This is a genomic window from Halorubrum sp. JWXQ-INN 858 (genome assembly GCF_009806985.1).
GTDB lineage: Archaea > Halobacteriota > Halobacteria > Halobacteriales > Haloferacaceae > Halorubrum.
On record NZ_WUAX01000004.1, the window covers coordinates 50,762 to 64,531 of the forward strand.

Consider the following 13,770-nt stretch of genomic DNA (forward strand, 5'->3'; position numbering starts at 1 on the left):
ACGGACACCGACACCACGGAGGAACGCATCGATCCCACGAGGAACGCGCCGGTCGGAGACCGATCCTCGTCAGAAGACGTCGTCGGCGTGGATGGTGCCGTCCCGCTCGGGGCCGCGCACGGTGACCTCCTCGCCGAGCCGGAGGCTGGCGTCCGTCTCGACGCTCTTCGTCCGTTTCCCGTCGTCCAGCACGACCGGCTCGCCGACCTGCACGACGGTGCCGGTGAACTCCACGTCGCCCTCGGCCGACGACGACTCGGCGGTTGCCTCCGCGGTCGTGGCCGCGGCCCCGCCGGAGCCGCCGGCGGTGTCGGCGGTCGCGGCAGCGTCGGCGGTCCTGTCCCCGCTCCCGGCGGCGTCCGCCCCTTCGGCGAAGGCGTCGAGCCCCGTTCCGGTGCTGTCGGCCGCGCCGTCGCCGGTGCCGTCGTTGTCACCCGCCCCGCTCGGGGGCTCGTCGAGGACGGAGACGGTCGACCGCCAGTTCGCGGACGCCTCGAGGTCGTCCTGCCAACCGTCCTGGATCTCGACGTCGGTGAAGACGACGTGGTCGGCCAGGTCGATCCCGGCGTCCGCCTTGTCGCCCCACAGCGCGACGCGGATCTCGCCCGTGTCGTCCTTGACCCGGACGTTCCGGACCTGGCCCTCGCTGCCGTCGTCGCGGTCGAACGTGCGTTTCGGGTCCGTCTCGATGACGCCGCCCGCGATGTCGACGGTCCGCCCGATCTCGAGCTCGCCGATCGGCGTCGTCTCGGGGACGTACTCGACCGTCTCGTCGACGCGTTCGACCGTGCCGCGGTCCCCGACGTGGAGCTCGAGGGAGCCGTCCCGCTCGCGGACGTAGCCGTCGCCGACCTCGACGACCTCGCCGGCGTCGAACTCCTCGGTCAGGTCGGCCTTCTCGTCCCACAGCGTGACGCGGACGCGGCCGGTCTCGTCGCCGACGGTGAGGTTCGCGACGCGACCCTCGCTGCCGTCGTCGCGGTCGAACGTCCGGACGGAGTCCGTGTCGAGCACCTTCCCCACGAGGTCGACGTCGGACGCGCCGAGCGAGAGGTCCTCGACGCGATAAGTGTCGAGCACCTGCACGTCGACCTCGGCGTCGTCGTCGGGCTCGACCTTGTCTGCGCTCACCTCGAGCCCGCTGTACCCCTCCTTCGGGCGACCCATCACGCGGAGCACCTGTCCGACCTCCAGCTCTTCGACGGCCGCGGCCGCCATCTCGTCCCAGAGCGCGACGCGAACGGAGCCGGACGCGTCGGCGACGTCGACGTTACAGACGCGCCCCTCCTCGGCGTCGTCCCCGTCGCGCTCGAACGTGCGCACGTCGCCGATGGACGTCACCTTCCCGAGGAACTTCACCTCGTTCATCCCGGGCTCGATGTCGGCGATGGTGTCCGCCTGCTCGTCCCGCAGCTCGTGGGCGATGAGCATCGCGGCCGTCTCCTCGTCCGCGAGCCCCCCCATCTGCTCGACTTTGTCCTCGACCGCCGCCGTGAACTCCGAGAGGTCGACGTCGGTGTCGAGGTCCTCGTAGACGTCCTCGATCACTCCCATAAGCGTACCTCGTGGGTTGGCGACGCCGCGCATAAACGTTGTCCTTGGCGGGTTCTCGCCGTCCCTCCGGCCGGTTTCGGTCGAGCGTCCACGACGGGCGGACGCCGCGTGAGCCGCGCCGCGGACCGTTCCGTCAGGGACCCGGTTCGAGTCATGGTCACCGGTAGCGCCGGCTCGGTATAAAAGGTGTTCAGCCGACGCGGAGAGCGCGTACGCTCCCCCCGCCGAGCGCGATCAGCGGTATCCCTCGACCATCCGCTCGACGTACTTGGCGATCACGTCGACCTCCAAGTGAACGGGGTCGCCGACGGCCTTCCCCGAGAGCGTCGTCAGGTCGTACGTGGTGGGGATGATCGCGACGTCGAACGAGCCTTCGCGGCGCTCCGCGACCGTCAGCGAGATCCCGTCGAGCGTCACCGACCCTTTCTCCACGAGGTAGCGGCCGTGTCCCGCCGGGATCGAGAACGTGAACCGCCAGTCCTCGCCGACGGGATCGATCGCCTCGATCGACGCGACGGTGTCGACGTGCCCCTGCACCAGGTGGCCGTCGAACCGGCCGTCGGCGGGCATCGCGCGCTCGACGTTGACCGCGTCGCCCGCCCGGAGCTCGCCGAGGTACGTCTTCGCGACGGTCTCCGCGGCGAGGAACACCTCGAACCAGTCGTCGTTCGCGTCCGGCCCCGCGGCCGGTCCCGCGTCCGTCGACGCCTCGATCGGTCCGAACGTCTCGACGGTGAGACAGACGCCACTGACGCTTATCGATTGGCCGTGGTGGAGGTCGTCGAACCCGTCGACGCCGATCCGCAGTCGGAGGCCGTCGGCCGTCTCGGTGCGGTCGCGGACGACCCCGGTCCCCTCGACGATGCCGGTGAACATACCGAAACGCGGGGCGGCCGACACATAGCCGTTCGGAGTTCGTTCGGAGTTCGTTCGGAGTTCGTTCGGCGGCGGGCCCCTTTTACCCCGTGGCGGGCTATTTCCCGGCGATGAAGCTCGGGCTGTTCGACATGATTGGACTGGCGACGACGCTGGTGTTCGCGCTCCCGCTCGCGAACTACGCCGTCATCCGGCTGCTTGCCGGCGAGACCGCCCTCGGGATCGGTCTCCTCGTCGTCGCCGCCGCGATGGTGATCCTCCCCCAGTACTTCCTCGACCCCGGCCGGCTCCTTCGGGGGCTCGCCCGCGGCCTCCTGCCGAAACGGCTGCGCGGGGGCGAGGGTCGCGCCGACACCGACGCGGCCGGAGACGCCGGCGACTCCGAACCCACGGAGGAGTGAGAAGGGCAAGGAGAGTGAGAAGCGACGAACCGGGACGTCGGTCGCGCGATCGAGCAGCCAAGCGATCGATCGGCCGGGCAACCAAGGGGTCGATCGAGCGGGCGGCCGAACGCCTCCGCCACGCCGAACTCAGGCGTCGCGCCGGGACGGCGTCATCGCGAACGGGTACGTCGAAAGGATCTCGTACCCGTCGTCGGTGACGGCGACGAGGTCCTCCAGGCGGACCCCGCCCGTGTCGGGGTCGTAGACGCCCGGCTCGACCGTGACGACGTGGCCGGGGCGGAGCTCGACGTCGCTCGACAGCGACGGCGACTCGTGGAGGCTCACGCCGACCCCGTGGCCGGTCCCGTGGGTGAACCCGGGGTCGTCCTCGACCGCGTTCGGGTCGAAGCCGTACGCGGCCAGCTCGGCGGCCGCCTCCCGGTGGACCGCGGCCGCGGTGACGCCCGGCCCGATCTCGGCGAGCGCGGCCTCGCGGGCGGCCTCCACGGCGACGTACGCGCGCCGCTCCCAGCCGCCGTCGCTCTCGACGACGAACGTCCGGGTCAGGTCCCCGTAGTAGCCGTGCGGGCCGCGGGGGGAGACGTCGAGCAGGACCGTCTCGCCCGGCCGGACGACGTCGACGCCGGTGTAGTGGAGGTCCGCCGCCGTGGGCCCCGCGCCGATCACCGTGTTGCCCGCGTCGCGGACGCCGTAGGCGGCGAGGGTCGCGTTCACCTGCCGGCGAAGCCGTTCGGTCGAGAGCGGGCCGCCGTTCCAGAGGAGCACCGGGCCGTCGACGTCGTCGCCGACCGCGCCGTCGACCGATTCGGCGACCGTACACTCCGCGAGCACCGTCTCCGCGCGCGCCATCCCTCGCGCCGTCGCGCGCTGAACGCGGCGGAGGCGGTCGACCTCGGCGGACGTCTTGACCGCCCGGGCCTCGCTCACCGCGGCCGTCGAGACGACCGCGTAGCCCGCGCGCTCGAGGTACACCGCGGCGTCGTGGGGGATCGACTGCGGCACCAGGACGGTCGGCGCTGACCCCGTCCCGTCGGCGGTGCCGTCGCGGGAAGCGTCATGGCGGACATCGTCGCGGAGGTCCGCACGGAGGTCGTCGAGGACCGCCACGGCCCGTTCGCCGGCGGGGTCGCCGACGTTCGCCGAGCGCACCTCGCGGGCGACCCCGTCGTGGAAGCCGGTAGGGACGGTCGCGTCGGCGGTGTCCGGGTCGGACCCGTCGACCCGCGCGCTCGCGACGAACTCCCGGCGGGCCTGCCCGTCGAACAGCGACGGCGCACAGAGGACGGCCCGGTCGCCGCGATCGTGGTCGCCCGCGGGAACGACGACCAGCGCGAAGTCCCGGTCCGGGCCCGAAAAGCGGGTGAGGTACCGCAGGTCGTCGTCGAAGCGGTCGCCGACGGCGACGAAGGCGTCCGCGTCGGCCCGCACACACGCCGCGACGATCGGCGACAGGTCGGTCCGGAGGGCGTCCAGGGATTCACGCGGCGTGTCGTTCACGGGCGGCGTGTCGTCCACGGGCAGCGTGTCGTCCGCGGGCGAAGCGTCGGCGTCGGCCCGTGAGGGCCGGTCGTCCCGTTCCCCCGTCACGGTTCCGGTTCGGGGACCGCGACCGCTTCCTGGACCTCCTCGATCAGCTCCGTCGGCGGCTCGTCGCGGAGCTCGTTGAACAGGAGGACGCTGATCGGCAGCGTCGGCGCCCCGCTGATGAGACTCTCCATGATCACCAGCCGCTCACGGGCGCGCGACATGCCGACGTAGAACACCCGACGCTCGTTGTCGGTGAGCACGGGAACCGGGCTCGTCGACTTCGTGAACTCGTCGACGCCGTCGACGTCGGTCGGGTCGTCGACGGACGCCGCCATCTGCTCGACGACCTTCTCCGTGAGGTCCGTCGCGACGAACACGTGGTCGGCCTCGCGACCCTTCGCGGAGTGGATCGTGCCGACGCGGACGCGGTCGGGGTCGGCCCCCTCGTAGTCGCCGCCGAAGTACGCGCCAATCGACTTGCGCTGGAAGCTCGTCACCTTCCGGACCATGTCGTCGGCGCTCTCCGTGCCGGGGAGGAACGGGATGTGGTCGTTCAGCTCGTCGGTCGTGACCTCGATCTCGGCGATGTCGTCGGCGTCGGCGGCCTCCTCGCGGTCGTCGAGGAAGTCGTAGAAGTCGTCGCGCTCCTTCGTCCCGAACGCCGACTCCTGGAGCATGTCGGCCAGCCGCCGGGCCTCGAGCCCGGTGACGTCCTCGCCGGCGTCCGACTTCTCGATCGCGGCGACGTAGTCCTGCAGCCGGTCGGTCCACATCCGCCCGTCGGTCAGCATCGTGAACGGGATGCCGTGGTCGATGAACTCGTCGATGAAGTCGAACATCTGGTAGCGCGCCCGGAACAGACACATGACGCTGCCGTCGTCGTCGTCGACCGTGTACCGGACGTTCCGGACGAGTTCGAGCATCGAGGGCGACTCGATCGCCTCGACGGTGCCGCCCTCCTTGCGGGGGCGGAGGTCCTTCTCCTGTCGCTTGTCGATGTGACGGATCTCCGCGTTGACGACGTTGAGGATCTCCGAGGGGAGCCGGTAGGAGTTCGGGAGGACCACGTCCTCGTCGACCTCGGTGTCGAGCAGGAGGTCGGGGTCAGCGCCCTGCCACGCGTAAACGACCTGGTCGTCGTCGCCGGCGATCAGCACCGCCTCCATGTGCGGTTTCCACTCCTCGAAGACGTTGTACTGCAGCGTCGTGATGTCCTGGAACTCGTCGATGATCAGGTAGTCGACGGTCGGGACGAGCGAGCGTTGGGCGACGCGTTCGAGCATGTCGGCGAAGCCGATGAGCCCGTTGTCGCCCTTATAAGCGCGCCACGCCCGGATCGTCTCGGGGACGTCGATCCGGTCGTCGTCGGAGGACCACGTCGGGGTGTACTTGTTCCCCTGCTGTGCGTTGGGGTCCACCTCCGGCGGGAGCCGGACCTCCTCGACGTTCCACTGGAAGGGGACGTCGTACCAGTCGGAGACGTCCCGCTCGGTCCGCTGGAGCCACTGGGAGGTGGCGATGATCTTGTTGCCGATCGTCGTCGACCGGGCGGTCCGGCGGCCCGCGCCGCCGTGTTGGTCCTCGAACTCGACGCCGTACTCCTCACAGAACGCTTCCTTGTCGCTCTCGCCCACGACGTCGCCGCGGGACAGGTCGAGCAGCTCGTACGCCTTCGCGTGCATCGTGCTCACGTTCCCCTGGAGGGCCCGTGGCGAGACGTCGAGTCGCTCGGCCAGCCGCTCGCGGATCTCCGCGGCGGCCGCCCGGGTGTACGAGACGACGAGGACGTCGCGGATCTCCGCGTCGTCCTCCTCGAGGATACCTTCGACGCGGTCCAGGAGGGCGGTGGTCTTCCCGCTCCCGGGACCGCCGAACAGGCGGGTTACGGTGGGGTCGCTCATTGTGGTCCAATGAAGCCGGTTCTTCTTAAGCGCCGTGGCTCCGGGGCCCCGTCGAGACGGCCCGGCGACGAGGGCGAAACGGTAGGGTCCGGTCTCCGACCGGACGGCGAAAACGAGAAGATTGACGAAAGGAGTCCGACGGAGAGTGCCCGGTGAAAGGAGTTCGACAGAAGGATCGAGGCGTGTCAGTTGCTCCGGGTCGCCCGCGCCTCCCGCACGTCGGCCCCGTCGCGCACGAGGTCCTCGCAGGCCGGACAGACCCGGGGACGGTCCACCCCGTTGGGCGCGAACACCCGCACGTAGTCTGGCGTCACGAACGCATCGCAGTTCTGGCACGTCGGCATGGTCGAGGGTAGTCGATAATGGTAAATAATACTACCGCCGAATCTCGTCGAAAGAAACCGCCATGGAGGGTCGAAACGGGGGAACGGGTACGGCGCCGTCGCTGTGATGGTCGGCTCGTCGGAGAGCAAGGGCCGCGACGTCGGAGGGGGGCTCAGGTCGACTCAGATCGACGCAGGTCTGCTCAGGTCGGCCGCCAGTCGCAGACGCCACACCGCGCCGTCCCTTCGGCGTGAAGCGCGCCGCACTCGGGACATTGGAGCTTGTTATACGATCGCTCCCAGCGGACGATCTCGGTCTCGTGACCGTGGTCGGACAGGAACTCGTCGAAGACGTCCTCGTTCGAGCTGGGTGCGCTAGACATGCATGCCATGGTATGGCACGACACTATATATACCTTTTCACGGGATGGCGTCGAAGGGATGAAAGTAGATGAGCGATCGGTTATATGCGCGATAATCATTGAAGTGGAACCGCCACGGTTCGCTGGGGAGTATCCCGACCCGCTGAGAAGCCGTTCTGGACCGCTTACGGATCGCTCCAGCCGTTTATAAACAGTTCCGGCTTACTCATGAATCGACTCGCTGACTCGCTGACCCACCGGCCCGTCGACGGCGGCGAGGACGGCCGGTCGCGCAACCCCTAAGACGCCGCCGACCGCAGTGGCCGTATGCGAATCGCGTTGCTCGGCGGCACCGGCGACATCGGCGAGGGGCTCGCGCTGCGATGGGCGTACCACACCCGTCACGAGGTGATCGTCGGCTCCCGGGACGCGCAGAAGGCCCGGACGAAGGCCGAGGAGTACGGGGTCGAACTCGACAGCCGTGGCGTCGAGGTCGAGATCGGAGGGTACGAGAACGCCGCGGCCGCCGACCGCGCGGACGTCGTCGTCCTCGCGGTCCCGCCGTACCACGTCGGCGACACCGTCGAGGCGATCGCCGGGTCCCTCGACGAGGGCGACATCCTCGTCTCCCCGGCGACCGGGATGAAACGCGACGAGGACGGCTTCCACTACCACAAGCCCGGCGCGGGGTCGGTGACGCGGATCGTCGCCGACGCGGCCCCCGACGGCGTCGCGGTCGTCGGCGCGTTCCACAACCTCGCGGCCGGGCGGCTCGCGAACCTCGACGCCGACCTCGGGGTCGACACGCTCGTCGTCGGCGACGACGACGACGCGAAGGGGATCGTCGCGGACCTCGCCGAGGGGATCGACGGGCTCCGCGCGCTCGACGCCGGCGGGATCGCCAACGCGGCGGAGATCGAGGCGCTCACCCCGCTGCTCGTTAACGTCGCGATGCACAACGACGGCCTCCACGACCTGGGCGTCCGGTTCGTCTGAGCCGACCCGTCCGTCACTGAGTCGAACCGTCCGCCGTCACGCTCCGCGGCGGGGAGCCGTTCCGTTAGGCCTTTGCGCTGGGAGCCCGTTTTATAAGTCGATGGAGTATCTGCAGCGTCGGGTCACCCTCGTCGACGAGCGGCTGGAGGCGGCGATCGACGCGGTCGAACCCGACGAGCTCTCCGCGGAACTCGAGCACGTCGTGCTGGCGGGCGGCAAGCGGGTTCGCCCCGCGGTGACGATCCTCGCGTGCGAGGCGTTCGACGGCGACCCCGCCGATGCCGTCGACTTCGCCGCCGGGATCGAGTTCGTCCACAACGCCTCGCTCGTGATCGACGACATCATCGACCGCTCGGAGGTGCGCCGCGGGACCCCCTCCGCGTGGGCCGAGTTCGGCTACGGCCCGGCGATCGTCACGAGCGACGGCCTCCTCGGCGAGGCGTTCGCGCTCTTCTCGTCGGACGAGCGGGCGATGCGGATCGTCGCGGAGGCGATGGTCGAGCTCGGCGAGGGCGAGGCGACGGAGCTTGCCGCGCGGCCGACGACCGAGGCGGAGTACATGGAGCTGGCCCGCCGCAAGACGGGCGCGCTGTTCCGCGCGGCGGCGGAGCTCGGCGCGGTCGCCGGCGGGGCGGACCCGGACGCGGTCGCGTCGTTCGGGGAGTACGCCGAGCGCGTCGGCGTCGCCTTCCAGATGCGCGACGACGTGCTCGACGCGACCGCCGACGCCGACGCGCTCGGCAAGCCCACCGGACAGGACGCCGAGATGGACCGGCCCTCGGTGGTGCAGGTGACGTCGCTGTCCCCCGAGGAGGTGAACGAGCGCGCCCGCGAGCAGTCCGACCTGGCGCTGGCGGCGCTCGACGACGCCGATCCCCCGGAGACGGAGGCGATCGAGTACCTCCGGGACCTCGCGGAGTTCGTCGTCGTCCGCGAACGCTGACCCCGGAGCGGGAGCGAGCGGGTCGGCGACGACTCCGCCGTCGAACGGCGGCCGCTCCGCGAGCGCCCGAACGAACCATTAAGAAGGCTGGCCGGTCGGATCCCCGTATGAACAAGCGCGCCATGGACGAGCGGTGGAAGGACGTGCTGGCGGACAGCGAGGCGACCGTCGAGGGGTACCGCGAGCGCGGCTGGGACGCGATCGGGGTCCATCCCGGCGACGTCAACCCGATCGAGGGGGCGGCGCGGCTCGACGTGCTCCTCCCCGGCTCCGAGTTCGACGAGGTCCACGAGCGCATGGCCGACGTCGAGATCGAGGATTTCCGGGTGTACGCGGCGTACCAGGGCGGCGTCGCCTTCCGGCTCGTCGCCGCCGAGGACGCGACGGGCGGGTTCGCGCTCTGCGTGCCGACGTTCCTGTTCGACCAGGACCGGGAGCCGCTGCGGCGGGCGGCCGCGCAGGCGGGCGCGCTCGTGATCCGGCTCCGGCCGCTCGACGACCGCGACGTCGTCGAGCTCACGCTCTCGGACCCCGACGTGTTCTTCGAGGCGGAGCCGCCGACCGAGGAGTGAGACCGGCGGCACGCGGCGCGTGTGACGACCGCCGTGTTCGATCGTGACACAGTTGCTTTCGGACCGTCCGCGGGGCGTGAAACCGCAAGCTTCCAAAGGCTCGGGACCCAAGGAGGGGTAATGAGCGACGAGAGTCTCGCGGAGCGGATCGAGCAGTGGATGGTCGGCCAGATGCCGATCATCTAGATGCACGGCGGGACGAGCGTCGTCCGCGAGGCCGACGAGGAGACCGGCGAGGTCGTCGTCGAGCTGGGCGGCACCTGCTCGGGCTGTGGCATCTCGAACGTCACCGCCGACAACATCCGACGTGACCTCATCCTCGATTTCGACGAGGTGACCGAGGTCCACGTGAAGGTCCCCTCGACGGGCGATCAGGGCTCCTCGACGGTGGAGGGCGGCCGCGGCGGCGACCTCCAGTACGGAACCGAGTCCGCGAACCACTTCTAATTTGGCGGCGCGGCGACGGGACGGTAGCGGTGTGACGGCCACGTGTCGACTGCGCGGCGACGGGACGGTAGCGGTGTGACGGCCACGTCTCGACTGCGCGACGGCCGGACAGCGACGACGGTGCGCCGATCGGGCAGCGACGACTGCGCGACGACCGAACAACGGCGGATCCGGCTTCCGAAGAGCTATGAGCGGATCCGTCGATGGGGCCGTCGAACCATGCAGGACGTGGCGACGGTCTTCCCCGAGCTGGACCGGATCGACGACCCGGACGTGCGGGCGGGCGTCCGCGAGTGTTGGGAGGTCGCCCGCGACGACGCCGGCGTCGAGTCGCTGGCGTCGGTGCCGTGGCTCCCGCCCACCCAGCGCGAGCTCGACCTCCCCGACGAGACGCTCGTCGGCCACGTCCACGACGTGGTCGCGGCGGCCGTCGCCCTCGCGGAGTCGCTCGAACGGACTCGGGGGGCGACGGTCGACGACGACCTGCTCGTCGGCGGCGCGCTGGTCCACGACGTGAGCAAGCTCTACGAGTTCGACGGGATGGACGACACCGACGTGTACGACCTGCTCGGGCACCCCTACTACGGCGTAGTGACCGTGACGAACGCCGGGCTCCCCGTCGAGTACGCCCACATCGTTCTCTCACACACCTCCCGAACCACCGTCGAGCCGGCGTTCCTCGAGGCCGAACTGATAAAGCGAGCCGACGAGGCCGCCGCCCGCGACATCCGGCTCCGCGCCGAGCGAGACGACTGACGGGCTCCTGAGGCCTATAACGCGTTCTCCAGCGCCGACGCCACGCTCCGGGCCTTCTCCGCGACGGGTTCGGGCGTATCTCCGGCCGCGACCGACCCGTCGAGGACCTCGTCGTCGACGCGCTCGACGGTCCCGTCCGCGCGCTTGATCACGTCGACGTGGAGGTCGACGTAGCGGGCCGCGTCGGGGAACACCTCGACTGGGGTACAGACGTTGACGTAGGTCCCCTTCACCGACCCCGACGCGTCGCGGTAGGTCGTCGGGTACCACCAGCGGCCCTCCTTCAGCTTCGTCACCGCGACGTCGCCGCCCTCCCGCGGGACGTCGAGCGCGTCGTATCGCCCGCCCGGGGACATCGACCGGCGGACCGTGACGCCGCCGTCGTCGTCCGCTGCGGTGACCTCGCCCTCGCCGAGCGTGATCAGCCGGCCGTCCGGCTTCCCGTGTTCGAGCCGCAGCGTGTCGCCCTCCGCGGGGCCGAACACCGCCCGCACCGTCGCGAACGGGAACGCCGCGTCCGGGTCGGGGTCACAGAGCGCCTCCGCGAGGTCGACGCCGGCCGACGCGTCCGCCGACCCCGCCTTCACGCGGTGGTGTCCCGGCATCGTCGTCGTCACCCGCCGCCGGACCGAATCGAGCGCGAACCGACACTCCCGACCGAACCAGACCCACGCGCCTGCCGAGCCGACGGTCGACGACTCGTCCACGGGGTCGGGCGCGGCAGCCGGCCCGTCACGGTCGATCCGCCCCGTCTCGCCGACCGCGTCCGAGAGGCGTTCGGCGGCCGCCACGGCGCGGTCGAGCCCCGATTCGAGCGCGTCCATGTCGGCGTCGAGCGCGGACCGGTCCCAGACGGTCCGCCACCCCTCGGGGGCCGACAGACCGAGCAGGTCCACCATCCCCGCGAGCTCGCGGGCCGCCTCGTCGTCGCGCGCGTCGACCCGCGTCCCCGAACCCGGCTCGAGCGTCACGAGCCCCCCGCCGGCGCGCAGGGTCGTGTCGAGCTCCGGGCGGCGGCGTTCCCACGGCGCGGCGGACGCCGTCACCTGTGCCCGGACGAGGTCTCCGGTCTCCACGCGAGCGTCGACGTTGCCGTATGGGAGGTATCCCTCGACGGAGGCGTGGGCGTCCATCCCGACCGCGAGGTCGACGACCGCGCCGCCGCCGAGCGTCTCCGTCACCTCGCCGTCGAGAACGGTCCCGGGCGGCGTCGGGTCCCGCCACGCGAAGGCGTCGATCCCGACCCCGCGGACGAGGTCGAGGACCGACTCGACCGCGTCCGGCGCGCCCGCGATCCCGACGCCCTGTCGGTCGTCGGTCGTCGCCACCTCGACCGCGGGCGGCGCGGTCGGGAACGACGCGTCGAACCGCCGCCGGATCGGCGGGGAGGCGTCGACGACGTCGTGGCCGGCGTCGAGCAGCAGCCGGGTGAGCGCCGTGGTGTAGATCCCGCGAATTCGGACGCTCATACCGCCTCCCGGTCCCGGGAGAATCGGATCCGCCCGTTGATCGTGTCGCCGAGGGTGAGCTCGACGAGGGTCGGGACGCCCTCGTGGTCGTCCGTTCCTGCGTCGCCCCCCGAGCCGTCCCCGGCACCGTCCCCCGCGCCGTCCCCGGCACCGTTCCCCGTGTCGTCCCCGGTCCCGTTCCCCGCATCGGCGGTCGTCAGCACCCGCCCGTCCTCGACCGGTACCCCCCAGCCGTCGAGCGAGAGGTACCCGCGCAGGTCGCTCCCGTGGGTGAACAGGTCGACGTCGGCGGTCGGGTGTTCCTGCGTCTCCGCCGTGCTGTGTGCCAGCTCCATGTCGGAGTACACCGGGCCGTCGCCCGCGAAGAAGGCCCGCAACGCCGCCGCATCGGCGTCGACGAGGTCGGCGACCCGATCGGAGATCGCCGCGATCTCGTCGGTCTCCAGCCCCGCCTCCCGAAGCGCCCGCTGGGTCCGTCCGTCGAAGTGCATACCGGCCCTTCGCGCGCGGCGGCTTCAATGCTGGCGACTCCGGGTGACGGACGGCAACTCCGGCGACGGGCGGCGACCCGCGACCGTCACGGCGGCCCGCAGCGGCAAGGACTTAGACGGTCCCGGCCGAAGCCGACGACATGACATCGCCGTCGGACCCGATCGAGACCGCCTCGGACGGGGACCGTGACCTCTACGACGTCGCCACGTGGGAGGAGCGGACTTCCCTCGACGGGCTCGCCGTCGCGCTGTACTGGCTCCTCACGCGGTCGGCGAAGGTCCTCCTGGTGACCGTCGCGTTCGTCATCCTCCTGGCGATCGTGGCGTCGTTCGGGCTGGGGCTCGTCTTCGAGCCCGTCGTCGCCGGCCTCGTCGCGCTGTCGGCGATCCCCGCGCTCGGGCTCGCCGCGTACGTGTACGTCTCGGACGTGACGACGGGGGAGCCGCTCTCGCTGCTCGTGGCGACGTTCCTGCTGTCGATCCTCACGGCGACGTTCGCCGCCGTGCTCAACAGCGTCGCGCGGCCCGTCTTCGACCCGCTCGGCTACCTCGGGCTCGTCCTCTTTTTCTTCGTGATCGTCGGCCCCGTCGAGGAGACCGTGAAGCTGCTCGCGGTCCGGCTGTACGCGTACACCGACGACCGGTTCGACGCCGTCATCGACGGCGCGGTGTACGGCGCGATCGCCGGGCTCGGCTTCGTCGTCATCGAGAACTTCGTCTACATCGCGGGCAACGTCGACCTCGAGGAGCTGCAGTTCGGCGTCGCCGCGCTCGGTGCCGGCGACGGGATCGCGGCGTTCCGGGCTCTCGCCGGCCCGGGACACGTGATCTACTCCGCGTTCGCCGGCTACTACCTCGGGCTCGCGAAGTTCAACCCCGAGAACCGCGGCCCCATCGTCGTCAAGGGGCTGCTGATCGCCGCCGTCATCCACGCGCTGTACAACAGCCTCGTCGGCCCCGCGACGAGCGTGATCGCGGGGGTTACCGGGATCCCGCAGGTGCCAGCACTGTTCGTGTTCGTCATCGGCTTCCAGGGGTTCTTCGGCTACCTGCTGTTGCGGAAGGTGTGGCGCTACCGCGACGCGTACCTCGAGTCCCACGCCGACGCCGACACGGAGCCCGAGCTCACGGAGTTCGAGTGACCGGCTG

Annotated in this window: 14 protein-coding genes and 1 pseudogene; 7 read left to right on the plus strand and 8 right to left on the minus strand. The window is 70.8% G+C overall.

The features are described 5' to 3' along the window. Positions 1 to 69: 69 nt before the first annotated feature. Entirely contained in the window at positions 70 to 1,554 is a 1,485-nt protein-coding gene (locus GRS48_RS01085) for a single-stranded DNA binding protein (RefSeq protein WP_200840185.1), read from the minus strand. 234 nt (positions 1,555 to 1,788) lie between these two features. Beyond that, positions 1,789 to 2,430, minus strand: coding sequence for a riboflavin synthase (locus GRS48_RS01090; protein ID WP_159483098.1), 642 nt, complete (start codon positions 2,428 to 2,430; stop codon positions 1,789 to 1,791). A gap of 110 nt (positions 2,431 to 2,540) precedes the next feature. On the opposite strand from GRS48_RS01090, the gene GRS48_RS01095 reads away from it, so the two are divergent. Further along, positions 2,541 to 2,831 carry a hypothetical protein gene (locus GRS48_RS01095; protein WP_159483099.1) on the plus strand — a complete coding sequence of 97 codons (291 nt, stop codon included), beginning with the start codon at positions 2,541 to 2,543 and terminating at the stop codon, positions 2,829 to 2,831. 129 nt (positions 2,832 to 2,960) lie between these two features. On the opposite strand, the gene GRS48_RS01100 is transcribed toward GRS48_RS01095, so the two are convergent. From GRS48_RS01100 to GRS48_RS01110, 4 genes are all read right to left on the minus strand, one after another. Further along, the gene (locus GRS48_RS01100; protein WP_159483138.1) at positions 2,961 to 4,355 is read right to left on the minus strand and encodes a M24 family metallopeptidase; all 1,395 of its coding nucleotides are present in this window, start codon (positions 4,353 to 4,355) and stop codon (positions 2,961 to 2,963) included. 62 nt (positions 4,356 to 4,417) lie between these two features. After that, complete coding sequence (locus tag GRS48_RS01105) at positions 4,418 to 6,262, minus strand: UvrD-helicase domain-containing protein (protein ID WP_159483100.1); 1,845 nt, start codon at positions 6,260 to 6,262, stop codon at positions 4,418 to 4,420. Positions 6,263 to 6,447: 185 nt separating this feature from the next. After that, positions 6,448 to 6,606, minus strand: a complete 159-nt coding sequence (locus tag GRS48_RS14985; protein ID WP_200840186.1) for a hypothetical protein — start codon at positions 6,604 to 6,606, stop codon at positions 6,448 to 6,450. 182 nt (positions 6,607 to 6,788) lie between these two features. Continuing rightward, positions 6,789 to 6,968: an HVO_0416 family zinc finger protein gene (locus tag GRS48_RS01110; RefSeq protein WP_159483101.1), complete on the minus strand. Its 180-nt coding sequence runs from the start codon at positions 6,966 to 6,968 to the stop codon at positions 6,789 to 6,791. Positions 6,969 to 7,274: 306 nt separating this feature from the next. On the opposite strand from GRS48_RS01110, the gene npdG reads away from it, so the two are divergent. The 5 genes and pseudogenes from npdG (at position 7,275) to GRS48_RS01135 (ending at position 10,661) form a co-directional block, all read left to right on the plus strand. After that, positions 7,275 to 7,943: an NADPH-dependent F420 reductase gene (gene npdG, locus GRS48_RS01115; RefSeq protein ID WP_159483102.1), complete on the plus strand. Its 669-nt coding sequence runs from the start codon at positions 7,275 to 7,277 to the stop codon at positions 7,941 to 7,943. A gap of 100 nt (positions 7,944 to 8,043) precedes the next feature. Then, positions 8,044 to 8,886 (plus strand): polyprenyl synthetase family protein, encoded by an 843-nt coding sequence (locus GRS48_RS01120; protein WP_159483103.1) that lies wholly within the window; start codon positions 8,044 to 8,046, stop codon positions 8,884 to 8,886. 107 nt (positions 8,887 to 8,993) lie between these two features. Continuing rightward, the gene (locus GRS48_RS01125) at positions 8,994 to 9,458 is read left to right on the plus strand and encodes a hypothetical protein (protein ID WP_159483104.1); all 465 of its coding nucleotides are present in this window, start codon (positions 8,994 to 8,996) and stop codon (positions 9,456 to 9,458) included. Between the two features lie 120 nt (positions 9,459 to 9,578). Continuing rightward, positions 9,579 to 9,905: pseudogene (locus tag GRS48_RS01130) on the plus strand (NifU family protein). 219 nt (positions 9,906 to 10,124) lie between these two features. Next, positions 10,125 to 10,661 (plus strand): HD domain-containing protein, encoded by a 537-nt coding sequence (locus tag GRS48_RS01135; protein WP_159483105.1) that lies wholly within the window; start codon positions 10,125 to 10,127, stop codon positions 10,659 to 10,661. Positions 10,662 to 10,675: 14 nt separating this feature from the next. On the opposite strand, the gene GRS48_RS01140 is transcribed toward GRS48_RS01135, so the two are convergent. Together GRS48_RS01140 and GRS48_RS01145 are read right to left on the minus strand one after the other, a co-directional pair. Continuing rightward, positions 10,676 to 12,130, minus strand: a complete 1,455-nt coding sequence (locus GRS48_RS01140) for a DUF402 domain-containing protein (protein WP_159483106.1) — start codon at positions 12,128 to 12,130, stop codon at positions 10,676 to 10,678. Then, positions 12,127 to 12,621, minus strand: coding sequence for a hypothetical protein (locus GRS48_RS01145; protein WP_159483107.1), 495 nt, complete (start codon positions 12,619 to 12,621; stop codon positions 12,127 to 12,129). Before GRS48_RS01145 ends, GRS48_RS01140 begins: the two co-directional genes overlap by 4 nt. A 140-nt stretch (positions 12,622 to 12,761) precedes the next feature. Between GRS48_RS01145 and GRS48_RS01150 the strand changes: the two genes are divergently transcribed. Beyond that, positions 12,762 to 13,763, plus strand: coding sequence for a PrsW family intramembrane metalloprotease (locus GRS48_RS01150; protein ID WP_159483108.1), 1,002 nt, complete (start codon positions 12,762 to 12,764; stop codon positions 13,761 to 13,763). Positions 13,764 to 13,770 lie beyond the last annotated feature (7 nt).